This is a genomic window from Mesorhizobium dulcispinae, from assembly GCF_033977345.1.
Classification (GTDB): domain Bacteria; phylum Pseudomonadota; class Alphaproteobacteria; order Rhizobiales; family Rhizobiaceae; genus Mesorhizobium; species Mesorhizobium dulcispinae.
In genome coordinates this window covers 294,681-318,222 of sequence record NZ_JAVIIY010000008.1, presented here as the reverse complement: position 1 = coordinate 318,222, position 23,542 = coordinate 294,681, and the positions used below count along the sequence as shown (strand labels likewise).

General features: G+C 64.3%; 20 protein-coding genes and 3 pseudogenes. 8 read left to right on the top strand and 15 right to left on the bottom strand.

The window, feature by feature from the left end:
* The first annotated feature begins 45 nt into the window (after window positions 1-45).
* Complete coding sequence (locus RFN30_RS19580; protein WP_320263717.1) at window positions 46-363, top strand: hypothetical protein; 318 nt, start codon at window positions 46-48, stop codon at window positions 361-363.
* Window positions 364-536: 173 nt separating this feature from the next.
* Window positions 537-1,178: an MBL fold metallo-hydrolase gene (locus RFN30_RS19575; protein WP_320263716.1), complete on the top strand. Its 642-nt coding sequence runs from the start codon at window positions 537-539 to the stop codon at window positions 1,176-1,178.
* Between the two features lie 125 nt (window positions 1,179-1,303).
* On the opposite strand, the pseudogene RFN30_RS19570 reads toward RFN30_RS19575, so the two are convergent.
* The 3 genes and pseudogenes from RFN30_RS19570 to RFN30_RS19560 form a co-directional block, all read right to left on the bottom strand.
* Window positions 1,304-1,706: pseudogene (locus tag RFN30_RS19570) on the bottom strand (BA14K family protein).
* 194 nt (window positions 1,707-1,900) lie between these two features.
* Window positions 1,901-2,113, bottom strand: coding sequence for a cold-shock protein (locus tag RFN30_RS19565; RefSeq protein WP_006202521.1), 213 nt, complete (start codon window positions 2,111-2,113; stop codon window positions 1,901-1,903).
* Between the two features lie 238 nt (window positions 2,114-2,351).
* On the bottom strand, window positions 2,352-2,564 hold the full coding sequence (locus RFN30_RS19560; RefSeq protein ID WP_006202520.1) for a cold-shock protein: 213 nt from the start codon (window positions 2,562-2,564) through the stop codon (window positions 2,352-2,354).
* A gap of 452 nt (window positions 2,565-3,016) precedes the next feature.
* On the opposite strand from RFN30_RS19560, the gene RFN30_RS19555 reads away from it, so the two are divergent.
* Both RFN30_RS19555 and RFN30_RS19550 read left to right on the top strand, forming a co-directional pair.
* Entirely contained in the window at window positions 3,017-3,412 is a 396-nt protein-coding gene (locus RFN30_RS19555) for a Kazal-type serine protease inhibitor domain-containing protein (protein ID WP_320263715.1), read from the top strand.
* Between the two features lie 161 nt (window positions 3,413-3,573).
* A complete protein-coding gene (locus RFN30_RS19550) occupies window positions 3,574-5,208 on the top strand; it encodes a tetratricopeptide repeat-containing sulfotransferase family protein (RefSeq protein ID WP_320263714.1) in 1,635 nt (544 codons plus the stop codon).
* A 294-nt stretch (window positions 5,209-5,502) separates the two neighbouring features.
* On the opposite strand, the gene RFN30_RS19545 is transcribed toward RFN30_RS19550, so the two are convergent.
* The 7 genes and pseudogenes from RFN30_RS19545 to RFN30_RS19515 all read right to left on the bottom strand — a co-directional run bounded on the left by RFN30_RS19545 (window position 5,503) and on the right by RFN30_RS19515 (window position 13,572).
* A complete protein-coding gene (locus RFN30_RS19545; protein WP_320263713.1) occupies window positions 5,503-5,856 on the bottom strand; it encodes a DUF1428 domain-containing protein in 354 nt (117 codons plus the stop codon).
* 102 nt (window positions 5,857-5,958) lie between these two features.
* Window positions 5,959-6,375 (bottom strand): annotated as a pseudogene (locus RFN30_RS19540) (VOC family protein).
* A gap of 163 nt (window positions 6,376-6,538) precedes the next feature.
* Entirely contained in the window at window positions 6,539-6,718 is a 180-nt protein-coding gene (locus RFN30_RS19535) for a hypothetical protein (RefSeq protein WP_320263712.1), read from the bottom strand.
* Window positions 6,719-6,832: 114 nt separating this feature from the next.
* Window positions 6,833-8,379: pseudogene (locus RFN30_RS19530) on the bottom strand (ABC-F family ATP-binding cassette domain-containing protein).
* A 294-nt stretch (window positions 8,380-8,673) separates the two neighbouring features.
* Entirely contained in the window at window positions 8,674-9,009 is a 336-nt protein-coding gene (locus RFN30_RS19525) for a hypothetical protein (RefSeq protein WP_320263711.1), read from the bottom strand.
* Between the two features lie 41 nt (window positions 9,010-9,050).
* Window positions 9,051-12,191: an excinuclease ABC subunit UvrB gene (uvrB, locus tag RFN30_RS19520; protein WP_320263710.1), complete on the bottom strand. Its 3,141-nt coding sequence runs from the start codon at window positions 12,189-12,191 to the stop codon at window positions 9,051-9,053.
* A 124-nt stretch (window positions 12,192-12,315) separates the two neighbouring features.
* Window positions 12,316-13,572, bottom strand: a complete 1,257-nt coding sequence (locus RFN30_RS19515; protein ID WP_320263709.1) for a hypothetical protein — start codon at window positions 13,570-13,572, stop codon at window positions 12,316-12,318.
* Between the two features lie 158 nt (window positions 13,573-13,730).
* Here RFN30_RS19515 and RFN30_RS19510 point away from each other — a divergent pair, with 158 nt between their 5' ends.
* Both RFN30_RS19510 and RFN30_RS19505 read left to right on the top strand, forming a co-directional pair.
* Window positions 13,731-14,786: a CapA family protein gene (locus RFN30_RS19510; RefSeq protein WP_320263708.1), complete on the top strand. Its 1,056-nt coding sequence runs from the start codon at window positions 13,731-13,733 to the stop codon at window positions 14,784-14,786.
* Window positions 14,787-14,861: 75 nt separating this feature from the next.
* On the top strand, window positions 14,862-15,833 hold the full coding sequence (locus tag RFN30_RS19505) for a hypothetical protein (RefSeq protein WP_320263707.1): 972 nt from the start codon (window positions 14,862-14,864) through the stop codon (window positions 15,831-15,833).
* An 11-nt stretch (window positions 15,834-15,844) separates the two neighbouring features.
* On the opposite strand, the gene RFN30_RS19500 is transcribed toward RFN30_RS19505, so the two are convergent.
* Window positions 15,845-16,450, bottom strand: a complete 606-nt coding sequence (locus RFN30_RS19500) for a YegJ family protein (RefSeq protein WP_320263706.1) — start codon at window positions 16,448-16,450, stop codon at window positions 15,845-15,847.
* Window positions 16,451-16,560: 110 nt separating this feature from the next.
* Between RFN30_RS19500 and RFN30_RS19495 the strand changes: the two genes are divergently transcribed.
* Complete coding sequence (locus tag RFN30_RS19495) at window positions 16,561-17,181, top strand: hypothetical protein (RefSeq protein ID WP_320263705.1); 621 nt, start codon at window positions 16,561-16,563, stop codon at window positions 17,179-17,181.
* 65 nt (window positions 17,182-17,246) lie between these two features.
* Here the strand turns inward: RFN30_RS19495 and RFN30_RS19490 are convergent, their stop codons facing one another.
* Window positions 17,247-17,768, bottom strand: a complete 522-nt coding sequence (locus RFN30_RS19490) for a hypothetical protein (protein ID WP_320263704.1) — start codon at window positions 17,766-17,768, stop codon at window positions 17,247-17,249.
* 868 nt (window positions 17,769-18,636) lie between these two features.
* Between RFN30_RS19490 and RFN30_RS19485 the strand changes: the two genes are divergently transcribed.
* Entirely contained in the window at window positions 18,637-19,575 is a 939-nt protein-coding gene (locus RFN30_RS19485; RefSeq protein ID WP_320263703.1) for a diacylglycerol/lipid kinase family protein, read from the top strand.
* A gap of 72 nt (window positions 19,576-19,647) precedes the next feature.
* Here the strand turns inward: RFN30_RS19485 and RFN30_RS19480 are convergent, their stop codons facing one another.
* From RFN30_RS19480 to RFN30_RS19470, 3 genes are read right to left on the bottom strand one after another with little or no spacing between them, the layout of a single operon-like run.
* A complete protein-coding gene (locus tag RFN30_RS19480) occupies window positions 19,648-20,571 on the bottom strand; it encodes an NAD(P)-dependent oxidoreductase (protein WP_320263702.1) in 924 nt (307 codons plus the stop codon).
* Window positions 20,568-21,782: a mandelate racemase/muconate lactonizing enzyme family protein gene (locus tag RFN30_RS19475; RefSeq protein ID WP_320263701.1), complete on the bottom strand. Its 1,215-nt coding sequence runs from the start codon at window positions 21,780-21,782 to the stop codon at window positions 20,568-20,570. Before RFN30_RS19475 ends, RFN30_RS19480 begins: the two co-directional genes overlap by 4 nt.
* Window positions 21,779-23,395 (bottom strand): GMC family oxidoreductase, encoded by a 1,617-nt coding sequence (locus RFN30_RS19470; protein WP_320263700.1) that lies wholly within the window; start codon window positions 23,393-23,395, stop codon window positions 21,779-21,781. Before RFN30_RS19470 ends, RFN30_RS19475 begins: the two co-directional genes overlap by 4 nt.
* Window positions 23,396-23,542 lie beyond the last annotated feature (147 nt).

Here is a 23,542-nt window from a genome sequence, read left to right as displayed (position 1 = left end):
TGGCGTCGGCCCGAGGAGGCTGGCGGCTATGGAGGGACGAGGTACATGGATACGAACACGCTCGTTGCGATCGTTATTCAGGTGATTACGGGTGTTATCGGCGGTCAGGCCGTCGGCGCGGCGTTTAAACAAGCGGCACTGGGTCAGCTTCCCAAGATCCTCGGTGGCGCCATCGGCGGCGTCGGCGGCGCGGCCATTCTCGGCAGCCTGCTCGGCGGCGGTACGGTCGATACGGCGGCGGCCGCGGCTGCGGCGGGCGGACTGGGCAGCGCGTTGAACGTGCAGAATATCGTCGGCGGCGCCGGCGGCGGCGCCATCCTGACCGCCATCATCGGCGCGGTCATGGGCGCGATGAAGAAATAGGCCAAGATACCTTTCGGGCCTGCACAATGGGCGGCTGCGGCCGCCCATTTCTTTTCAAGTGTCAGCCGGCGGCTGCCGCCGGCATTTCCTTTTCGAGGGTCATTCGCCCGGGCTGACGGTGGACGCAGTCCGCCGTGTTCTCTACATCAGGGCGACACTTCGAAAGGAAAATCATGGGTCAGCTCAACGCCGGCATCGTGCCGGTCACGCCCTTCCAGCAGAACTGCGCCATCCTGTTCGACATGAACGACAGGAACGGCGTCGTCGTCGATCCCGGCGGCGATGTCGACAAGATACTGGCGGCGCTGAAGGACAATGCGATCACCGCGGAGGCGATCTGGATCACCCACGGCCATATCGATCATGCCGGCGGAGCGATGGACCTGAAGGACTCGCTCGGCGTCGATATCGTTGGTCCGCATGAGGCCGACCGGCCGTTGCTCGCCAATCTCGAGAACCAGGCCAGGCGTTTTGGGCTGACGGATCCCGTGCGCAATTGCGTGCCGGACCGCTTCTTGAGCGAAGGCGACACGGTCTCTTTCGGCGAGCATGTATTCGAGGTGCTGCATTGTCCGGGGCACGCGCCGGGCCATGTCGTCTACTACAACCGCGCGGCCAAGTTCGCCCATGTCGGCGACGTGCTGTTTCGCGGCTCGATCGGCCGCACCGATCTGCCGGGCGGCGATCACGCCGCGCTGATCGCCTCGATCAAGGACAAGCTTCTGCCGCTTGGCGACGACATCGGCTTCATCTGCGGCCACGGTCCGGGCGGCCGTTTCGGCGAGGAGCGGCGGACCAATCCATTTTTGGTCTGACCCGCAAACAAAACAAAAGCGCCGCGGAGAAGCGGGCGCTTTTGCCTGGGGCAGGGAACCCTAATGGTTGTTTAGACGCAATTCCGAACGGAAACTGTTTCACACTTTTCCTGGAATTGCTCCGGTTAGTTGGCGACGCAGAAATGCTGCTCGCCATCATTGCCGGTGAATGTGCCCGTACGCGAGTTGAAGGTGCGGTAGCGGTCCGAGCAATACTCGTACCAGTCGCGGGTCCACGGCTCGGCATAGCGGTCGGCATAGACGACACGCGGCTGAACGTAGTAGCGGCGAACGGGTCGGTCGACATAGTAGCCGTCATCATAGGCCGGATCGTAGTATCTCGGCCCGGGGTTGCGCGCTGCCGATCAGGGCGCCTGCCGCGAGGCCGACAACGCCGGCGGCGAGGGCGTCGCCATTATGATGATGACGATGCCAGCGCCAATCGTCAGCATTAGCCGCCGAGAAGGTGGCCAAAGTGGTCGCGGCAATGCCGGCGGTCAGGATGGCGGTCTTGAGAAATCGGTTCATTTTCGGTCTCCTTCGCGCCGGCCCGCGTATTTTTCAGGGATGCGGATCGGCTTTAGCAAAGGTTAATAGGAGACCGTGGCTGAACGGAGGCTGAACAAAATTGGGTCAAACGATTTCGCGGCTCGAACAAAATTCCGAGCTCTGCGGGAGCGTCCCCGCCTGCTCAGCCTCCGTCGGATCCGTCTTGAGCCGGCTTAGCCGATAGACAGATTGACGGCCTTCGGACCCTTGCCGCGCTTGTCCGGCTCGGTGTCGAATGTCACTTTCTGCCCATCCTCAAGACCGGGAAGGCCCGACGCCTGCACGGCCGAAATATGGACGAAGACATCCTTCGCGCCATCGTCGGGCGTGATGAAGCCGAAGCCCTTGGCATGGTTGAAGAATTTGACGGTGCCGGTCTGCGGCATGGGAAGCTCCTTTGATCCCATCAAGTCAGTCTCGGGCCGGCAAACTGCCCGAGAGGAAATTTGTCCTTTATTTTAGCGCTATCGGCAAGAGAAAGTTTTCGCCTGCCAATCGCGCCATTTGCCGGACAAAAAAGGGCGCAACGGAACCGTCGCGCCCTCGAAAACTCAAGCTTCTTGCGAAGCCCAATCATGATCCTGCTACGCCAATCATCAGCTGAAAACAGGCAGCTTTGCCTGCTCAGGCAGCGCGCAGGTTGACCGCCTTCGGGCCTTTGCCCATGCGGTCCGGCTCGACGTCGAAGGTGACCTTCTGGCCGTCGACGAGCGTGCGCAGGCCGGAGGCCTCGATCGCGGAGATATGGACGAACACGTCCTTGGCGCCGCCGTCAGGCGTGATGAAGCCGAAGCCTTTGGTGGCGTTGAAGAACTTTACGGTGCCGGTCTGGGCCATGGGGAAACTCCTTCACCCGTATCAGTCTCGTGGGCTCGCCCGCTGCCTTGGGCTGATCCCGGTGTTGCTTCGGCAGTTATGCATTCGCGCATGGTCAAAGCCCCCGCCGAAAAACGGGGCCGTCAGAGATTCACACTATCGGGGAAAGGTCGTCCAAAACGCGCCGCTCTCCGGGTCGTAAATGCCCGAACACCAAATTTATTACACGGAAACGTGATGGTTGCAAGACAGCGCCGCGGGCGGCCCTCGGCGCGCCCAACGCAAGGGCATCGATAGACCCGGCGTCTTGACCGGTCATCGGCCAGAAAAAGGCCAGGCATGGGCCAGCGCGAAGGCATGCGGCGCCGGGTTCTTTCGGCCGGGGCAATTCAAGAAACCGGGGGTTGCCTTTGATGCCGGAATGGCGAGGATCGTCACCAATCGATGCCAGTCTCGATGGTGAGGAGGGGCCCATGCGATTTCTCGCGGCAATCGTTTCACGGCAGGGCGGTCTTGTCGCCATGCTTCTGTCGGCATTGCTGGCGGCCTGCACAGTGGTGGTCGACGAAGGGTCCGGCCCACGCCCGCCGAGGCCGCATCCGCAGCTCTGCACCATGCAATACGAACCGGTCTGCGCACGGCGCGGCGGCGACCGCCAGACCTTCGCCAATGCCTGCCTGGCCGACAGGGCAGGGTATCGCATCGTGCGCGACGGTCCTTGCCGGGATGGCGGAGGTGGCGAGCAGACCTTCTGCACCCGCGAATACGCGCCGGTCTGCGCCAGGCGCCACGGCGAGGTTCGCACCTTCCCCAATGCGTGCGAAGCGCGTGCTGCGGACTATCGCATCGTTGGCGATGGGCCTTGTTAGCGAGGCCGCGCCTGCGTTCTGCCCACGCACTTGAATCTACCGCCCGCTTGGCTTAGGTCGAGCGGACGGACAAACACGGCAGGTTTCCCATTAATAGAGATCAGAGAAGAGCTGCGGGCGCGAGTGGCAAAGCCGGTTCGGCAAGCCCGCTCGATCCTTATGTGCAGCGGGCGCTGCAGCTGCACCAGGCAGGGCGCCGCCAGGAAGCGGAGTCGCTTTACCGGCAGGTGCTGGGGCAGCAGCCGAACCATGCCGCGGCCCTGCACTTCCTCGGGCTTCTCCTGCACCAGACCGGCCGTAGCGAGGAAGGGCTCGACCTCATCGAGCAGTCGGTGACGCTGCAGCCCCGGAACGCCGACTTCCTCAACAATATGGGCACGGTGATGCGCGACCTCGGTCGCGTCGCCGCCGCCGTCGATTTCTTCCGCGGCGCGGTGGACATCCGGCCGGACCAATTGGCAGCGCGCGACAATCTCGGCTCGTCGCTGAAGCAGCTCGGCCAGTTCGAGGGCGCCGAGGAGATCTACCGCGGCACGATCGGCCGCAACCCGTTCCATGTGCGGGCCCGCATCGGCCTTGCCGAAACGCTGCAGGAAGCCGGGCGGCTGGACGAGGCGATTGCGCTCTTCCGCGAGTCACTGTCGATCCGGCCCAAGGATGCCGAACTGCTCTATGGGCTCGGCGTCGCCATGATGGAGAAGGGCAAGCTTGCGGAAGCCGCCGATCTTGCCCGCCAGGCGGTGGCGATCGCTCCCGCTATGGCCAAAGCCTGGCTTCTGCTGACGCAGGTCAAGCGCCAGACCGAACGCGATGCCGAACTCGCGGGGATGGAAGCCGAGCATGCCAAGGCGCCGCAGGACAGCCTTGCGCGCATGCAGCTTTCCTTCGGTCTCGGCAAGGCCAGTGACGACCTGAAGGACTATGGCCGCGCCTTCGACTATTTCGCCGAGGGCAACGCGATCCGTCGCAAGGGCATCGACTACGACCCGGTGAGGACACGCGACGAGTTCGAAGCGATGAAGGCGGTCTTCGACGAGGCTTTCTTCGAAAAGCACAGGCCGAGCGACATTTCCGACGATACGCCGATCTTCGTCGTCGGCATGCCGCGTTCCGGCACGACGCTGGTCGAGCAGATCATCGCCAGCCATCCGCAGGTCTTTGGCGCCGGCGAGCTCAGCATCCTGAAGACGGCGGTCGGCAAGCAGTTTCCGATGAGCATGCCGGGCGGCTTTCCCTGGGGGATCGCCGACATGCCGGACAAGGCCTTCGCCGAGGCGGGGCAGGCCTATCTCGACATGCTGCACACCCGCTATCCGGGTTTCAAGCATGTCACCGACAAGATGCCGGGCAACTTCCTGCTGGTCGGCTTCCTGCACATGATGCTGCCGAAGGCCAAGATCGTGCATTGCGCACGCGACGCGGCGGCCACGTGCCTGTCGATCTTCAAGGTGCATTTCCGCGGCGACAGCCACCGTTACGGCTACGATCTCGGCGAGCTCGCCGATTTCCATAACCTCTATACCGACATCATGGCGCATTGGCACAAGGTGCTGCCCGGCGTCGTCCACGATGTGCGCTACGAGGATTTCGTCGCCGACCAGGAAGGGCAGACGCGGGCGCTGATGGCGCATCTCGGCCTGCCCTGGGACGACAAGGTGCTGTCGTTCCATGAGACCGACCGGCCGGTGCGCACGGCGTCGGCCGCGCAGGTGCGCCAGCCGATGTATCAGGGCTCGGTCGATCTGTGGAAGCGCTATGGCGACAGGCTGAAGCCGCTGCTCGATCGGCTGAATTAGCATACCGGCCATCGATTGGCCGAAGCGCCCGAACTTCGTCATCCACGGGCGGAGCAGCCGCGAAGCGGCGTCGCGAAGACCCGAGGATCCATGCCGTGACTTCGCGCGAAGGGTAAAGGCGGCGCAGAACAGAGGTCGTTCTGCACCGCGGTGACGCTTATAGGTAATGGCATGGATCCTATGGTCTGCGCCGCGTCGCTTCGCTCCTTGCTCCGCCATAGGATGACGACCTCAGGATCGTTTCGGCCAATCGCAAAGGTCGCAATCTGCCAGCCCTGGAGTTGCGCCAGTTGCTCAAAGCTCGATGAACGGCTGGAAGCCGCCGAAGATCATGCGCTTGCCGTCGAAGGGCATTGTCGACCAGTCCATCTTGAGACGTTCGTCGGCCATCACTTTTGCCATGACCGCGTCGCGGCTCTGCCTGGATTCATAGACCACCCAGGCAAAGATGACGACTTCGTCGTCCTTCGCCTGCACGGCGCGCGGGAACGAGGTCAGCTCGCCATAGGGCACGTCGTCGCCGATGCATTCGACGTAGGAGAGCGCGCCGTGCTCCATCCATATTGGGCCTGCACGATTGGCCAGCTTCTTGTAGTCGTCGAGGGTGGCCTTCGGCACGGCAAGCACGAAACCGTCGACATAGGACATGGTGAAACTCCTTTGCTGAAAAACAAGCGCCGGGTCGGCGGGGGTACGACCCGGCGCGGGTGAGCGCGTCAGCCCTGCTGGCGACGCTGCTCGCTAGGGAATTTACTTCACCGGCGCGTTCATCGCCCAGGCGACGCCGAAGGGATCCTTCACCTGGCCCCAGCGGTCGCCCTAGAACATCACCTGGAGCGGCGTGACGATCTCGCAGCCGGCGTCCACCGCGCGCTTCCACCAGGCATCGATATCGTCGCTGCCGAGGTGGAGCTGCAGCACGTAACCCTGCGCCGCCTGATGCGGATGGCCGTGCTCGGGATAGGCGTCGCCCAGCATCAGCGTCGAGCCGTTGACGTAAAGATGGATGTGCATGGTGCGGCCCTTGTCGTCGGGCGGATAGGCAAAGACCTCCTCGGCCCCGAAAGCCTTCTTGTACAACTCGGCCGCCTTGATAGCGCCGTCGACCTGCAGATAAGGGGTCAGCCCGCCAAGCACCTTGGCGCGGGGTGGGGTCTGGTCGGTCATTTTGCGTGTTCCTCTTCACGGGTTGATTGGGCGTTGCGATCAAAAGACGGACGAGGCGACAGCAATCCTACACGATCGCGGAAATTTTTTCAGAGGGCCGAGCCCGAACAGGCCGGGCAGCCGGGGAAGCCGAGTGACTGGCGCATGAACCGGTTGGCCACGTTCAGATGACCTTGCTGAAGGTGGCCGTGCGGCGGCTGCTGCGGGTGTCGAGAATTTCCGGAAAGCCGATATCCTTGCGCAGGTCAGCCGGCAGCGAAAGCAGCATGCGTTCGCTGCGGTAGCGGGCGCGCGCCGCCGCATACTGATTGGCGATGCGGCCGATGGATGACAGTATCGACATGACGAATTCTCCCTGGTTGATGCCGGCATCATCGTGTCGGCATCCCAAGGACGAGGAGTGCTGCGGCGATCCGACAGATCGCCGGAATTTTTTGTGCGCCCGGAAAGCCAGCCGTTACAGGCCGGCCTTGTCGTGGTCCCAGCGCTCCGCGGCGGCCGCGCGGAAGAACTCCTCGGGACCATCGACTTCGATCAGCCGCCGTTTCTCGATCAGCCAGAAACGATTGCCGACCGCGCGGATGAAGGAGCGGTCGTGCGAGGCGAGCAGGCAGCTCGCCTGATGCTTCAGCAGTTCCTCTTCCAGCGCTTCCTGGCCATCGATGTCGAGGTGGTTGGTCGGCTCGTCGAGCAGGTAGAAATTGGGGTTGATCAGCCGCAGCACCAGCATCATCAGCCTGGACCGCTGCCCGCCCGACAATGCGCCGATCTTTTTCTCCTGCAACTCGATGGCGACGCCGGCCCGGCGAGAAGCGAACGGGCGCGCTGCTCGCCGACCTTGAAGCGGCGCGAGACCATCGCCAGCGGCGTGTCGTCGCCGCTAATGCCCGACAGCGCCTGGTCGCTGTAGCCGAGCACGGTCGACGGCGTCACCTTGACGTTCGGCGCCGTTCCCGGTTCGGCGATGGCGTTGCGGATCATGGCGATGAAGCGCGACTTGCCGACGCCGTTGCGGCCGAGCAACACGACGCGGTCGCCTTGGCAGATATGGCGCTTGCCGGTCCTGAACAGCAGCGTGCCGTCGGGCGTCTCGACTGCCGCGTCGTCAAGCGTGATCAGCACCTTGGCGTGGGTGCCGCGGTTGGCGAGCCTGATCGCACCCGTCGAGCGTTCGCGATGCGCCTGCACTGCCGCATCTTCCAGCCTCTCGGCTCGTTCCTTGAGCTGCTTGGTCTTCACCGTCAGCAGATCGCTGCCGGAGTTGATGCCAATGTTGTTGAGCTTCGCGGCTTGGCGGCGCAATTGCTGGGCGACCTTCATGTCGCGCTCGAACCGCCGCGCCGTCGAGGCGTCGACCTCGTCGAGCGCCTGCCTGGCGCGCGAATAGGGCAGCGAGAACACCGGCGATTCTTCCGGGCGCAGGAACAGCGTGCGGTTGGTGGTGGCGTCGAGGAAGGCGCGGTCGTGGCTGGCGATGATCACCGGCACGTCACGCGGCAGCGTGTTGAGCCAGCCTTCCAACTGGCTGATCCTGGCGAGATCGAGATGGTTGGTCGGCTCGTCGAGCAGAAGCACATCCGGATCGGTGACCCAGACGCGGGCGATCAGCGCCAGCCGCTGCCAGCCGCCGCTCAACGCCCGCATCGGCCGGTTGCGCATATCCTCAGGCACGTCGAGCGAATCCAGCACCACGTCGACACGCCAGAGCTCGCTGTCGCGCTGCTCGGGCGGCAAGGCGTCGGCAACAACCTGATGGAAGCCGCGGTTGAGCAATGCGTCGGGAACGGATTGCTCGACATGACCGACGCGCAGGCCGCGCGATCGTGTGATGTCGCCGCTGGTGGGTTCAAGTTCATCCGCCAGGCATTTGAGCAAGGTGGATTTGCCGCGGCCATTGGCTGCTACGATGCCCAGCCGGTCGCCGGCGCCGATCGTGAGGTCGAGATTGGAGAAGAGCGGCGCGCTCATGGTGACGCCGAGGGATTTGAGGCTGATCAGGGCCATGTCGATTTCTCTGGTCTGCCCGGAAAGTCCGGATCAATGCACTTTGACGGTGCGCCTGCAGGCCATCAGGCCAGGTTCAGCGGCACCACGAAGGGCAGACCAAAAAATCGAAACGGGGAAAATTCCCGGACCGTCCCGGTCAGCCCTGCAAGCAAGCTCGCAGGGCAAAGACAGGGCCGCGCTGACGGTGGTGATCGATAGACACGCAGCCCTCCTTTCCAGAGTTCGAGTTGGGGAATCTGGGTATACGAGGGGAGGGACGGAAGCAAGGGGCCGCAATGGAGTGGTGGCTGGTCAGACGGACTTCAGGTGACCACCCGTCGTTCCATATTCCTTGTTCAAATCGAGCAGGAAATGCCTGTGCACGGCGCTTTTGGCCAGATCGACCACGATCACAAGAAGGGCGTTGAACCTGCCGGTGCCAATCAAAACCTGATCAAAACGGTTTTGGGCGTCCCGGTAGACATAGTGGACGTCGTTCAGGTAGGGCACGCCGATTTCTTCCAAATCCAGCGCCTCGACATATGGCCATATGTCGATGGCGGCCTCCGCGGTGGCCGTGACGTCCCGCATAGGCTCGGCCAAACAAGCCTTGAATTCGTCTTCCTGAAGTCTGCGGACAACGACCATCGGGCCAGTCTAGACGCCGTTCGAAAGTATTCGCAACGGTCCTACCTTCCCGGCCGCCCCGTCTTGCCCGGCCGGCGTTTCTGACGGCGCTCGTCGACTGCATCCTCGTAGGAGCCGATGCCGGAGCGCTGACGAACGATTGGTTTGTCAGAATCGTCGCGTTCCTTCGCGCCCCCCTCTGTCCTGCCGGACATCTCCCCCACACGGGGGGAGATTGGCTGTGGCTTCGTCGGCACTTTTCCTTCGACAGGCTTCTCCGTGCGACGCACAGTCATTTCGTCGAGCGAGTTCTTCCGGAACAGAGGCTTGGTGCGGTCGCCCGGAATGCCGAAGTCCGAACCATGCGCTTCTTGCGCACTCTGCTTCTTGAACAGGGAGCGCGAGACGGCACCGGCCGGGGTCGCCATGTCGGTTCCGGGTCCCATGTCGTCGATTGACGGCTTGGCGAACAGCGGTTTCTTCACCGGCACGGCGCCATCGGCGCCCATCTCATCGAGATGCGGCTTGCGGAACAGGTTGGTGCGGGCAGCCTTGGCCGCTTCCTCGGCGGCGCGGGCTTCGTCGAGCTTGCGGAAGCGCTCCTGCTCCTCGGCGGTACGGTGTCTGGCCACGCCCTTGTTGTGCTTGCCCTTTTCGCGGCCTGACGCCGGACTTTGGTTTTCCACCTCGCGCGCCAGCGGATCGTCGGAGATCGCAAGTTCCATCTCGCGCAGGCGCTTGATCTCGTCGCGGACACGCGCGGCCTTCTCGAAATCGAGATTGGCGGCGGCATCGCGCATCTGTTTGTCGAGCGCCTCGAGATGCGTCTTCAGATTGTTGCCGATCATCGCACCGGCATCGTCGGTGAACTGCGAGATGTCGGCGCGGACATGGTCCTTCTCGTAGACGGAATCGAGAATGTCGGCGATGCGCGACTTGACCGATTCCGGCGTGATGCCGTTGGCGGCGTTCCACTCCATCTGCTTCTCGCGGCGGCGGTTGGTCTCCGCCATCGCCCGCTCCATCGATCCGGTGATCTGGTCGGCGTAGAGGATGACCTTGCCGTCGACGTTGCGGGCGGCGCGGCCGATGGTCTGGATCAGCGAGGTTTCGGAGCGCAGGAAACCTTCCTTGTCGGCGTCGAGGATGGCGACGAAGCCGCATTCGGGAATGTCGAGGCCCTCGCGCAGCAGGTTGATGCCGACCAGCACGTCGAAGGCGCCGAGGCGCAGGTCGCGCAGGATCTCGATGCGCTCCAGCGTGTCGATGTCGGAGTGCATGTAACGGACGCGGATGCCGTTCTCATGCAGATACTCGGTCAGGTCCTCGGCCATGCGCTTGGTGAGCACCGTGACCAGCGTGCGATAGCCCAGCCTGGTGGTCTCGCGGATCTCGCCGACGACATCGTCGACCTGGGTCTTGGCCGGACGCACCTCGACCGGCGGGTCGATCAGCCCGGTCGGGCGGATGACCTGCTCGGCGAAGACGCCGCCGGACTGCTCCAGCTCCCAGCCGCCGGGCGTGGCCGAGACGGCGACCGACAGCGGTCGCATGGCGTCCCACTCCTCGAAGCGCAGCGGCCGGTTGTCCATGCAGGAGGGCAGGCGGAAGCCATATTCCGCCAGCGTCGCCTTGCGGCGGAAGTCGCCGCGATACATGCCACCGATCTGCGGCACGGTGACGTGGCTTTCGTCGATGAAGATCAGCGCGTTGTCGGGCACATATTCGAACAAGGTGGGCGGCGGTTCGCCCGGTTGGCGGCCGGTGAGATAGCGCGAATAGTTCTCGATACCAGCGCAGGAGCCGGTCGCCTCAAGCATCTCCAGATCGAAGCGCGTGCGCTGCTCCAGTCGCTGCGCTTCCAGCAAACGGCCAGCCTTTTCAAGCTCTTGCAGGCGGTGCTGCAGCTCTTCCTTGATCGACTTGATGGCCTGATTCAAGGTCGGGCGCGGCGTCACATAGTGCGAATTGGCGTAGATCTTGACGCTCTTCAGCTCGCCGGTCTTCTGGCCGGTCAGCGGGTCGAACTCGGTGATCGCCTCGATCTCGTCGCCGAACATCGATATGCGCCAGGCGCGGTCTTCGAGGTGGGCGGGGAAGATCTCGATCGTGTCGCCGCGCACGCGGAACGACCCGCGCACGAAGTTGACGTCCTGGCGCTTGTACTGCTGGGCGACGAGGTCGGCGAGCAGGGCTCGCTGGTCGAGCCGGTCGCCGACCTGCATCTGGAAGGTCATTGCGGTATAGGTCTCGACCGAGCCGATACCGTAGATGCAGGAGACCGAGGCGACGATGATGACGTCGTCGCGCTCCAAGAGCGAACGCGTCGCCGAGTGGCGCATGCGGTCGATCTGCTCGTTGATCGAGGATTCCTTCTCGATATAGGTGTCGGTCCGGGGCACATAGGCCTCGGGCTGGTAGTAGTCGTAGTAGGAGACGAAATACTCGACGGCGTTTTCCGGGAAGAATTTCTTGAACTCGGCATAGAGCTGCGCGGCCAGCGTCTTGTTCGGCGCCAGGATCAAGGCAGGGCGCTGCGTCTCCTCGATCACCTTGGCCATGGTGAAGGTCTTGCCGGAGCCGGTGACGCCGAGCAGCACTTGGGTGCGGTCGCTCTGGTCGACGCCCTCGACGAGGTCCTTGATGGCCGTCGGCTGGTCGCCGGCCGGCTCGAAATCCGAGACCATCTTGATGGCGATGCCGCCTTCCGACTTTTCCGGCCGGGCGGGGCGATGCGGCGTCCAGAGCTGGCCGTCCTTGTGCAGCGGATTGCCGGATTCGATCAGCGCCGAAAGCGCCGCCACAGTGGCGGTGACACCGCTCGACGAAACCGACTCGGCGTCCTCCAGGCTGATGTCGAGGCCGGCCACCGGATTGAGGCCGGCGGCCGCGCGCTCCTTCGCCGACGCCGCGCCGCCCATCGATGTGCCGCGCGCCGTACGGCCGGGCGCGGACGAGCGTTCGGGGATCTTCTTGGGCGCCTTTGCCTTCGGCTGCTTTTGCGCCTCGCGTTCGATCTGCCCCGCCCAATCCGAGATCGAACCGGTCAGCGGGGCGCCGGAGAATTCGCTCTGCGGCGCCTCGGCAAAGCCGCCGGGCTGCAGCGGCTCGGCGGCGTCGAGGAATTCGGTCAACGGGCTGCGCCGTTTCGGCGCGCCCTCTTGCGCCGGCGAGGGCGTTTTCTTGTCAGTGCGTTTGGCCATGGCCCGAATATGGGAGGACTCGGCCGAAATGGAAAGAGCGGAGTGAAATGGCCGGTGCGCCCCGCCGAGGCTGCTGACAGCAGGCTGTCAGGAGTGGCGGCAGGGCCTGTGCGTGGCGGCCGCCTCAATTGAACCAAAGCGCGAAGGTCAAAAATCCGGCGCCGCCGAATTCGCGCTGGATCTGGTCGAAGTCCTCGCTGGCGAGGATTTTTCCGCTTTCGAGATAGGGTGCGATCGCCGGGCCGGTGATCGACAGGACGAGATCGAAAGGTTTCGGCTCGTCGAAGAAGCGCTTCATGTTGATGCCTTTGCCGGTGATGCGGAAATGCGGCAGCAGCACACGGCCTTCGAGCAGGTCCTCGGCCATGGTCAAAGTGGCGAGCCAAGCCGTCACCTGCTCCTGGCCGACCTCGAGGCCGGTGAGCGGATTGACGCCCTCCTGCTGCGGCCCCGGCAGCCACTCGCGGTCGTTGTCGGTTTCGGCGAGGATCGCCTTCCAGTCCTCCCGCGACAGCCGGATCATCTCCAGCAGGTGACGGCGCGCGGCTTGCCGACGCTCCGGCTCGACCACCGGCCAGTTGACGAGATGCACCAGCGAGATGAAGTCGGCGAAACGCCATTCCGAGGCGAAGATGCTGCCGCTCATGCCGCCGTCCGGCGGCACCAGCGTATCCTGCAAAGGCAGTTTCGCGCGCGGGAACAGCATGTGGAAGGAGCCGTCGAAGGCATTGCGGAAATCATGCGCCAGCCAGAAATCGGCCTGGGCCATCAGGAACTCGGCGTAGCCCTGCAGCCAATAGCCGTCGGCGCGGTCGAAGCGGAAGGTAAGCTGCGGTGCGGCATCGCTCGTGTCGACGCCGCCGCGTGAGAGCGAGGCCATGATCGCGGCGAAGCTTTCGTCGGGCGCGATGTTGCCATCCTCGTTGAGATCGATGCCGGCCTGGGTGAGGTCGACTACCAGGCCGATATCGGCATCGCCCGGCACCGAGCCGAGCGTGGCTGCGGATTTCTCCAGCCGGTCGCGGAAGGCGACCAGGATGGCGCGGAATTCTTCATAGGTCAGCGGCTCAGGGTTGGGATTGTCCGGCACTGGCAGCCGCATCAGCGGCAACATGAAGGATTGCGGGCTCTCGAAACCGTGGCGGTGGAGGCCGCTGGCGAGGATCTCCAGCGCGGTGAAGAATTCGCCGGCGCCGGCGGCATAGGCCGATGCCGGATCGCCTGGCGCCGCCGCCTCCAGCGAGGACAAGGCCGTGTTCCGCTCCGCAACGGATTTGGCCTCGAACAGGGTTTTTGCAGCGGCCGGCATTTCCGCGGCGACCGAGGAAATCGGCAGGCAAAGAAACAAGGCGGCAGCCATCAGGCCGGCAATGCGCGTCATCGTCTTCCTCCACTCGGCGACCATACACCGGTTTGGTCGACGGCGCCCGCCTTGCCGCGGTGGAGTCGCGGCTGGCGATCAACCGGCCGCCGGCCATGGGACCGACTTCAACCGGTCCGAGGAACGGTCTACACACGGGGCAAACGATTGGGCATCGCGTGTCGAACTATCCGCTCTCCTACAAACTGTCTTGGCTGCCGCGTTTCCTGAAACCGTCGCTCGGCGGCGACAGGACCGGTTTCACAGCGCCGGCGGCGACGCTGATCGATCCGCTGCCGGCGCAGACGGTGCGGCTTGCCTTCGTCGGTGACATTTCGGCGGTCGCCAATCGCACGGCGCCGGAATGCGATCCTGCGATTGCGGCGTTGCTCGCTTCCGCCGATCTCGTGATCGGCAATTGCGAAAGCCCGATCGTCGAGCGGCCGAGCGCCGTGATGGGCACGCGGCTCGGCACGCATCACGCGATGACCGAGCGCTTCCTGGCGGACGCGCTGGCGGCCGTCGGCGTCGCCCGCGACAAGCTCGTGCTGTCGCTCGCCAACAATCATGTCCTCGACCAGGGTGTCGCGGGCTTCGAGGAGACGGTTGCGGCGCTGGGGCGGCTCGGCATTCGCACCATCGGCACCGCGGCCGGCGCGCCGGTCCAGCGCCAGGCCGCCGGGCAGCTGACGATCGGCTTCGCCGCCTTCACGCTGTGGCGCAATGCCGATGCGGCGGAATTCGAGGAGCGGGTCTCGATGCTTGATGATCCGACCAAATGGCCGCGCGAGGCCATCGCGGACGTCGACTTGCTCTGCGCGGTGCCGCATTGGGATTGGGAGTTCCGGCACTTTCCGAGACCGGCGACGCGGGCGCTGGCAAAGCGGCTGGCGGGCCACGGCGTGCGGCTGGTCGCCGGTCATCACGCCCATGTCGTGCAGCCAGTCGAGCGCATCGGCGGCACGCTCGTCGCCTACGGTCTTGGCGATTTCCTCGGCACGGCTTTTGCCACGCAGCCATGGCCCGGCCGGATCGGCTCGATCCTCATCGTCGATGTCAGCGCCGATGCCGCCACGCGCGGCACGATTGCCGCCTACCGGCTGCATTTCTTCATGCGCATCGCCAAAGGCGGCCATGAGCGGCTGGTATCGGTGGGGGCGATGGACGGAGCGATGGGACAGCGAGTCGCGGCGCGCCTGGGTGCGATTTTCCCTGGACAGAAGACCGACACCTGATCGCCTCGACCGCTGGCGACTTTCGCGCAAAAGCCGCTATCATGAGCAATGTCCTAGCGGCGGCCGGGGGTGGCCATGGAAGCAGCGGATTTCATGCCGAGCGAAGCCGATATCGCCGGCATCAGACACAACATCGAGGCCTATGAGGCGAAGCGGGCGTCAGCCCAGAAACAGGTGCGCTGGCGGGTGCCGGTGTTTGTCGGCCTGGTCGTCGTCTTCGTCGCACTCACTGCCTGGCTGTTCAACGCCGCCGCCGACCCCTACGAGCAATGGTTCTCGACGCCGCATGTCTTCCTCTACCTTGGCGGCGTCATCGCCGCGGTGCTGCTCTATTTCCAGGCGCTGAGACCGGCGACCCGACTGCAGCAATCTTTCCGCGACGCGCTCCTGCCGATCATCTTCGGCTTCGTGCGCGACGTGCGCTGCCAGCGCGGTGTGCGGCCGAATTCCTTCGACAGGATGCCGCGTGAAACCGTCGGCGCGTTCAACCGGCAGAGTTTCGACGACACGATATCGGGACGCTACGAGGATTTTCCCTTCGAGCTTTATGAGGCGAGGCTCTGGGAAGGCTCCGGCAAGGGCGAAACCATTGCCTTCAAGGGCGTCATCGTCGCCTTCGAAACCATCGAGCCGTTCCCGGGCACGTTGGTTGCCGCGCGCAAGGCCGGCAACGTGGTGCATTTCTTCCGCGGGATGTTCGCCAGCAAGATGCAGGAGCTGTCATCCGGTGTCGCCGAACTCGACGCCACCTATGAGTTCCGCACCGACAATGTCGAGGCGGCCCGACCCTTGGTCACCGGGCGACTGGCGCAGGCGCTGACCTGGCTCGGCGAGACATGGCCCTACGACCAGGCCCGGGTGGCGCTGAGCGGCAGCGACGGTTTTCTGTTGATGCCGCGGTCGAAGAACTTCTTCGAGCTGCCGGATATCTCCGTGCCGATCGACTACAACACGCATGTCGCGCCGATGATCGCCGATCTCGGCGCGATGCTGGCGACGGCAGCACTCGTGCGCAAGATCGGGGCCAAGGACGAAGCGGCTGAATAACGCGCCTTGGTTCAGCAATCGAAGCCGTACTGGCTGCGCATGTAGTCGGCTTCTTCCTTCGACATTTTCTTGAACATCACGCAGACGGTGAAGCTGCCGACCTGATGGCCGTCCCTGGTGTAGCCCCAGTCGGAAATATCGTCTCTGGTGAATTCGATGTTCTGGCCGAAGACGACGTTGCGGACGAGTTCCGGCTCGTTGGCCAATATGCCGACGAAGCCCGTGGCGGTCCGCTTGAAGGGGATGACCCAGAAGTGCTCCCTCGCGTCTCCGTCGACGACCATCACCTTCAACTTGAACCTGCCGGTTCCCGGCGGCGGCGCATCGGACAAAGCCAGGAAGTCATCCAGGCTGGATCGTGCCTTTGCGATCGCTGCTGCCATCTCGGCATCGTCCCGGGCAACCATCACCGTCCTGTCGCCATCCTGATCGGTGTCCTGCGCTTGGACTTGCAAAGGAGCGAGCGACAGCAGCAGGCATAGTGCGGTGCGAACGGCAAAGGTCATGAAGCCCCCCAACTCCAGATAGGCAACCATCTTCCCGCACCGTGCCGTCATTATCAATCGGGCGATTTCTCGCCGCCGTCGGCGCGCGCAGCCCGGCGTTCCGATACCCACTATGGTTTTTGCGGAGTGGTCGGTCTATCCGTCACGAGCGGATGGTAAGGGGAACGGAAGCGCTCTCGGTCGTCGAAAGCGTCGAACGCCGGAGTGGACAGGACATGCGAATGAGATTTGCGGCCGCGGCGCTCACCGCGACGATGCTTTGCTTCGGGCTCGCCCGTGCCGAGGACCTGAAGGCGTTCAAGCTGACGATCGACGGCGCGGCGGTCGACATCGATCCCGGCGAGGACGCGGTCGTGACCTTGCCCGGTGGCAAGACGGCCAAGGTGAGGCTCGAACGCAATGACTTCGCCACCTTCTCCGGCGGCACTTTCTCCTTCGTCCATCCGAGCGGCATCTCGGTCACCAAGACCGATCTCGGCGACAGCATCACCCAATACCTGGCGGCTTCGGCGCTGGGCACCATCGTGGTGGTGCAGGAATACGGCAAGATGAATCCGGTGTCGCTCAACCAGCTGATGTTGCAGGAGATGACGAAGGAATCGGTCCAGGCGGGCGCAACGCTGAAGCAGGAGCCGACGACCCGCAAGCTCGCCGACGGCAGGCAGCTGACCGGCATCAAGGCCACCGTGAAGACACGCACGGACAAAGCCGATTTCGAGATCGTCGGCTTCGGCCTTGCCGATCAGGGGCTGCTGTTCATCACGCGCATCGGCGATCAGGACACCGCAACCGAGCAGCCGATGATCGACAAGTTCTGGGAGACCCTGAAGGTGAAGTTGTAGATCGCTGGGCGGGTTCAGCTCGGCGAAATGCTGACCCGCGCCGCGCCTTTTTGCTTGCAATTGCCCTACAGCCCGCTCGGAACCAGTCCCGCCAGCCAGTTGGCCGACCGCTTCGCCATGTCCACGGTAGCGGTCGCGGCGCGGCCTAGGTCGGTCTTGACCACGGCATAACCGGTCTTGGTGCGGTAGAGCACGGCGCTGCCGCCGTCGACAGCGGCCTCGAAGGCGACAGGCCGCGCGGCTTCGGTCTCGCTGGCCGTCACCGTCGCGCCGACCGGGACGGTCGGGCGATGGCTGAGCTCGGGCGGCAAGGGCGCGATGGTTTCGACGACGCGGTTCGACGGCTTCAGCTCCGGCCCGGATGCCTTCGCGGCGAGCTCCGCGGTCGATGCCGAACCCTTGACGCGGCAGATGCCGGAAACCAGCGGATAGTTGAAATTGCGCTGATGCAGCATCTGGCTTTTCATCGCCGCTTCGCAGTCGGCGATCGTCGCCCATTTGGCGGGCGTCTCGCCGATATACTCGCAGAGCTTGGCATCGCAGTCGCAGCCGACGATGGTCATGGCGACAAGGGCGGTCTTGATCACGGTCTTGTCCCTCGAATTCGTTCCCGGGCCGATCAATCGCCGGGGAACAAGGCGGGATTTGGCCGCGATTGTGAATTGTGCGTGTCGGCGCGTTACGGAAGATTGCTTGGCTTGCGATTGTGGCGGGAAAGCATCAGTAGCGGACGCAGGCGAGGTGCGGGGCCGGCACAAAGCCGGCGAGGCGGATGGCCCAAAAGACAGTCGGCGCTGGGATCTCTCCCAGCGCCTCCCTGTCAGATCAGGAACCGGTTACGGCAGCAACTTCCGTAAAGTCGTCGCGCCAGGCCGGCCTTGATTTTGACGGTCCTGCCAGTCGCCACCCGAAGGCAACGCCCGTTCCAGACCACGCCGCTCTCCGCCCTTGCGGGCTTCGCCCAGCATGCCATCGAAGGTTTCACCGCCTTCATGGTCAGCATCGGTCCGCCGTCGGCGTTCGCACGCTTTCCGCGGCACCCGTAGGTCTCGGCATCCGTCCCTCCAGCAGGCGAACCTGCTCTCGTTCCGGGCCGTACGGGCCTCAGGAAATCCGCCTTGCGCTTCTGCCTTTCGGCTGGGGCGTTCGGTAGCCGCCTGAGATGGGTTCAATGTACGCCGGGTAAGGGGTTTGCGGAATACATGCGGACCTGTGGATAGCGGGATTATCGGGGACCGATGCGACAAGTCCCGGAAATTGCCGGCCAGATCTCCTAGACAGCCTGCCCCCATATTTCCGCGGCCCTTTGGACGATGGAGCCTTGCCCCGCCAACCGGCCCGCGTTTCAATGCCGGCAAAGGATGCGGGCGTCCGCTGCAGACTCTTGGCGGATGCTTGTCGTTATCCCGAAACCGCGCTGCATGTTTGGAGCGGCATGCCTCGGGGGAGGTCAGATTGAAGGTCGGGGTGGTTCTCAATCCGATTGCGGGAGGGGGCAAGCTCAAGCGGCATTGGCCGGAGATCGCCGCGTCGCTCAAGAAGCATTTCGGCGATTTCGACCTGCGCGAGACACAGACCAGCGGCGACGCCGAGCGGCTGGCGATCGACCTGGCGGTCGATGGCTGCGAGCTGGTGATTGCCGCCGGCGGTGACGGCACGGCGAGCGAAGTAGCGGACGGGCTGCTGCAGGCAAAGCACGAGACCGGCCGGGCGAGTCAGCTCGGGCTTCTGCCCTGCGGCACCGGTATCGACTTCGCGCGAGGCCTGGGCCTGCCGGACGGAATCGAGGAAGCGCTGGCGCGCATCGCCGGCGCCAACACGCGCAAGGTCGATGCCGGGCGCATCTGCTACATCGATGACCACGGCGCGCTGGCCAGCCGTCACTTCATCAACATCGCCAGCCTCGGCCTCTCCGGCGCCACCGATCGAGCGGTCAATGCGGACAAGCGCAAGGGCAGGGTCTCGGCCAAGGCGCTGTTCTTCTGGCGCACGGTACTCGAATTCATCCGCTACCGCTTCCAGGACGTGAGGATCACCATAGATGACGGCGAGCCGGTCGAGGCGCGCGTGGCGCTGGTGGCGGTCGCCAACGGAAGGTTCTTCGGAGGCGGCATGATGATCGCGCCGGACGCCGATCTGTCCGACGGTCAGTTCGACATCGTCATCCTGCGCGCCGCCGGCAAGCTCGGGCTGATCCGGGACATCCGCCTGCTCTATGGCGGGCGTCACCGCAACCATCCGGCGATCACCATCCTGCGCGGCCGCAAGGTGCTGGTCGAGCCACTGGGCGATGTGGAGAAGAACGGAGCGATGGTCGACATTGACGGCGAGTCGCCGGGCCGGATCCCGGCGACCTTCGAGATCCTGCCCGGTGCGCTGACGTTGAGATGTTGAATCAATGGATTCAACATCTGATTCCGCGGGCGCGCTTAGGTGATTGAAATAGCTGGCTAAAACTTTTGCGGGTTATGTTTCCAGCCTGGCTGGAAAGCCGGGGGCGCGAAGCTCGGTACCCACGGCATCCTCGAGCAGCTTGACGATCTGCGTCGACCAGGCGTCGCCGCCATAGGCGCGCCTGCCCTCGTCGAAAATCGCGTTGACGCGGGCGGCGAGATCGAGCGGAACGCCGAAATCCCTGCCCATGGCAAGCGCGAAACCGAGATCCTTCAGCGCCAGATCCATGGTGAAGCCGATGTCGTAGGAGCCGTTGAGGACAAGCTGGCTTTCGGTCTCGTGCACGAAGCTGTTGCCGGAGGAGGCGACGATGGCGTGGTAGGCCTGAGCAAGGTCGAGCCCGCCTTGCTTGGCAAGCATCAGCGCCTCGCCGGCGGCGACCAGATGGATGAAGGCGAGCATATTGGTGATGACCTTGATCACCGCCGCCGAGCCGACCGGACCCATCAGGAACGACTTCGCGCACATCGCCTCGATCGCCGGCCGGTGCCGCTCGTAGAGCGCGGGGTCGCCGCCGACCAGCGCAGTGATCTTTCCTGCCGCCGCCATATGCACGCCGCCTGTGACCGGGCATTCCAGCGTCTCAATGCTTTTCGCCGAAGCAAGCGCCGCGAGCCGCACGATCTCGTCGCGGCCATTGGTCGACATCTCGATCCAGGCGCCGCCCGAGGGCAGGCCTTGAAGCAATCCGTCGGGGCCGCCGAGCACCGCCTCGCTCACCTTCGGGGAGGGCAGACAGGTGACCGCATTGCCGGCGCGGGCGGCTGCCTCCGCAGGACTTGTTGCTGCTGTTGCGCCGAGCGCGACAAGCCGCTCGATCGCCACGGGGTCGCGGTCGAAGACGGTGACGGCAAAGCCGTTGCGCAGCAGGCTGGCGGCAAGGTTGCCGCCAAGATGGCCAAGGCCGATGAAGGCGTACGCGAGGCGCGTGCTCACGGCATCAGCGGCGTCTGCATCATCTGCAGATGCAGGTCCTTGCCGCTATAAGGATGCGCGTCGCATACCTCCTCGTTGAGCTCGACGCCGAGGCCGGGCTCCTTCGAGGGGATGACGTTGCCGTCCTGCCATTCGATTTTCTTCTTGAGCAGCGTGGCGTGGAAACCGTCCCACTGCTTCAGCGATTCCAGAATGAGGAAGTTGGGCAGCGTCACTGCCAGCTGGATGTTGGCGGCGCCGACGATCGGCCCGCAATAGCAATGCGGCGCGACCTGGATGTGATAGGCCTCGGCCATGGCGGCGATCTTTTTGGTCTCCAGAATACCGCCGGAGCGGCCGAGGTCCGGCTGCAGGATGGTCGCGGCGCGGTTCTCGATGACGCGCGCGAATTCGAACTTCGTCGTCAGCCGCTCGCCGGTGGCGATCGGGATCGATGTGCCGCGGGCGACTTGCGCCATCACCTCCGGCATGTCGGGCGGCACCGGCTCCTCGAACCACAACGGATCATAGGGCTCGATGGCACGGGCAAGCCGCAGCGCGCCCGAGGCGGTGAACTGCCCATGCGTGCCGAACAGGATGTCCGCCCTGTTACCGACGGCCTCGCGGATCGCCTTGATCATACGGGTCGAGACATCGATGTCGAGCAGGCGCGGCTGATGACCGTCAAAGGCGGTATAAGGACCGGCCGGGTCGAGCTTCACGGCGTTGAAACCCTGCTCGACATATTCGAGCGCGCAGGCGGCCGCCATCTCGGGGTCGTTGTAGACGTTCCTGCCGCTCGGCGCGTCCTCCGAATGGACGCTGCCGATGTGCGGATAGAGATAGGTGTAGGAGCGCAGCGTCTCATGCACCTGGCCGCCAAGCAGCTTGTATACCGGCTTATCGGCCTCCTTGCCGATGATGTCCCAGCAGGCCATTTCGAGCGCCGAGAAGCAGCCCATGCCGGAAACGTCGGGGCGCTGGGTGAAGCCGGAGGAATAGATGCGGCGGAAGAGGTTCTCGACATCGTGCGGATCGCGGCCGATCAGGTAGCGCTCGGCCATGTCCTCGATCATCCTGGCGGTGACATGCGCCGAGAAGGTGGCGTTGTAGGCCTCGCCGTAGCCGACCACGCCGCCGTCGGTGGTGAGCTTGACGAAGATGAAATACTTGCCGCCGATGCCGGGCGGCGGGTTGCCGACAACCCAGGTCTTGACGTCGGTGACTTTCATTTCTGATCCTCCAGAACCAGCTCGGCGCCTTTCCATCCGGTGAGGATCGAGGCGGCGTTGGTGTTGCCCGTGATGTTGTCGGGAAAGATCGACGCGTCGATGACGCGAAGGCCCTCGAGCCCGTGCACCCGAAGCCGCGGGTCGACGACGGCGCGCGCGGCGTCCGGGCCCATGCGGCAGGTCGATACCGGGTGGTAGACGGTGCCCGAGCGTTTCCTGAAATCCTGAATCAGATCGGCATCGGAAGTGACTGACGGACCAGGCAAAACCTCTTCCTCGATAATCTCGGCCATGGCCGGCATCGCGGCGATCTTGCGCACGAACTTCACCGCCGCCAGCATCTCGTCGACATCGGCGTTGGTCGAGTAGGCGTTCGCCGTGATCCTCGGATAGTCGCGCGGATTCCTCGAGCGGATCATGATCTCGCCGCGGCTCGACGGGCGGCAGTTGGAAAGGCCGATGGAAAAGCCCGGCCATGGATCGGGCGTCAGGATCGGGCGTTCGCCGCTCTTCGGGATGACGGTCGAGAAGGCCTGGAAATAAAGCTGCATGTTCGGCCGCGCCATCGACGGGTCGGTGCGGAAGAAGCCGCCGGCATTGTTCATCGACAGCGACAGCGGGCCTGAGCGCAAAAGGATGTATTGCATGCCGACCAGCAGCTTGCCCCACCACGGCCGCAGGATCTGGTTCAGCGTCGGCAGCTTGCCCCTGAAAGTGTAGTTGATGCCGACATGGTCCTGCAGGTTGGTGCCGACATTGTCGTTGGCATGAACGACCGGGATGTCGAGGCCGCTTAGCAACGCCGACGGACCGACGCCGGAGAGCTGCAGCAACTGCGGCGAGTTGATCGAGCCGGCTGAGAGGATCACCTCGCGGCCCGCGCGGACGATCTTCCTTTCGCCGTTCTGCTCATATTCGACGCCGACGGCGCGCTTGCCTTCGAACAGGATTTTCGTCGCCAGCGCGTTGGTCTCGACGCTGACATTGTTGCGCTTCATCGCCGGGCGCAGGAAGGCGCGGGCGGCCGACATGCGGCGGCCGTTCTTTGTCGTGATCTGGTAGACGCCGACGCCTTCCTGGGTGGCGCCGTTGAAATCCGGATTGAAGGGCAGGCCGGCCTGCTGGGCGGCGGCGAGATATCGCTTGGTCAGCGGGTGCACCGCGTTCGAGCAATCAGTGATGTGCAAGGGGCCACCGACGCCGCGCCACTGGTCGGCGCCCGCCTCATTGTCCTCCAGCGCCTTGAAGGCGGGCAGCAGCGCGTCATAGCTCCAGCCGGGATTGCCGGCGGCGGCCCAAGCGTCGAAATCCTCCCGCGCGCCGCGGATGAAGACCATGGCGTTGATCGAGCTCGAGCCGCCGAGCAGCTTGCCGCGCGGCCAGTGATCGGCATTGTTGCCGAGGCCTGGATCGGGCTCGGCCTTGTAGTTCCAGTTGACGGCCGGATCGAAGAAGGTCTTGCCGTAGCCGAGCGGCATCTGGACATAGAACCTGCGATCGGTGCCGCCGGCCTCCAGCACCAGCACAGAGAAGCGGCCCGATCCCGAGAGCCGTTCGGCGAGAACCGAGCCCGCCGAGCCGGAGCCGACGATGATGAAATCATAGGTCTGCATGACTGGTCTGGGCGGCTCCGGAAATCTGGCCGCAGCCTAGACGCGGCGGGTTCGCCGCGTCGCCGTGCCTTCCGGCATCGGTTGTGAAAAATACGACCGCCGGAATACCGACGGAGTTGCGGGATAACCCGACAATCGCGCTTGATA

Excerpts from the sequence above, each read along its gene's own strand:
- RFN30_RS19580 (WP_320263717.1), top strand. The coding sequence starts at position 46 with ATGGATACGAACACGCTCGTTGCGATCGTTATTCAGGTGATTACGGGT.
- RFN30_RS19575 (WP_320263716.1), top strand. The coding sequence starts at position 537 with ATGGGTCAGCTCAACGCCGGCATCGTGCCGGTCACGCCCTTCCAGCAG.
- RFN30_RS19565 (WP_006202521.1), bottom strand. The coding sequence starts at position 2,113 with ATGCCGCAGACCGGCACCGTCAAATTCTTCAACCATGCCAAGGGCTTC.
- RFN30_RS19560 (WP_006202520.1), bottom strand. The coding sequence starts at position 2,564 with ATGGCCCAGACCGGCACCGTAAAGTTCTTCAACGCCACCAAAGGCTTC.
- RFN30_RS19555 (WP_320263715.1), top strand. The coding sequence starts at position 3,017 with ATGCGATTTCTCGCGGCAATCGTTTCACGGCAGGGCGGTCTTGTCGCC.
- RFN30_RS19545 (WP_320263713.1), bottom strand. The coding sequence starts at position 5,856 with ATGTCCTATGTCGACGGTTTCGTGCTTGCCGTGCCGAAGGCCACCCTC.
- RFN30_RS19535 (WP_320263712.1), bottom strand. The coding sequence starts at position 6,718 with ATGTCGATACTGTCATCCATCGGCCGCATCGCCAATCAGTATGCGGCG.
- RFN30_RS19525 (WP_320263711.1), bottom strand. The coding sequence starts at position 9,009 with ATGGTCGTTGTCCGCAGACTTCAGGAAGACGAATTCAAGGCTTGTTTG.
- uvrB (WP_320263710.1), bottom strand. The coding sequence starts at position 12,191 with ATGGCCAAACGCACTGACAAGAAAACGCCCTCGCCGGCGCAAGAGGGC.
- RFN30_RS19515 (WP_320263709.1), bottom strand. The coding sequence starts at position 13,572 with ATGACGCGCATTGCCGGCCTGATGGCTGCCGCCTTGTTTCTTTGCCTG.
- RFN30_RS19505 (WP_320263707.1), top strand. The coding sequence starts at position 14,862 with ATGGAAGCAGCGGATTTCATGCCGAGCGAAGCCGATATCGCCGGCATC.
- RFN30_RS19495 (WP_320263705.1), top strand. The coding sequence starts at position 16,561 with ATGAGATTTGCGGCCGCGGCGCTCACCGCGACGATGCTTTGCTTCGGG.
- RFN30_RS19475 (WP_320263701.1), bottom strand. The coding sequence starts at position 21,782 with ATGAAAGTCACCGACGTCAAGACCTGGGTTGTCGGCAACCCGCCGCCC.
- RFN30_RS19470 (WP_320263700.1), bottom strand. The coding sequence starts at position 23,395 with ATGCAGACCTATGATTTCATCATCGTCGGCTCCGGCTCGGCGGGCTCG.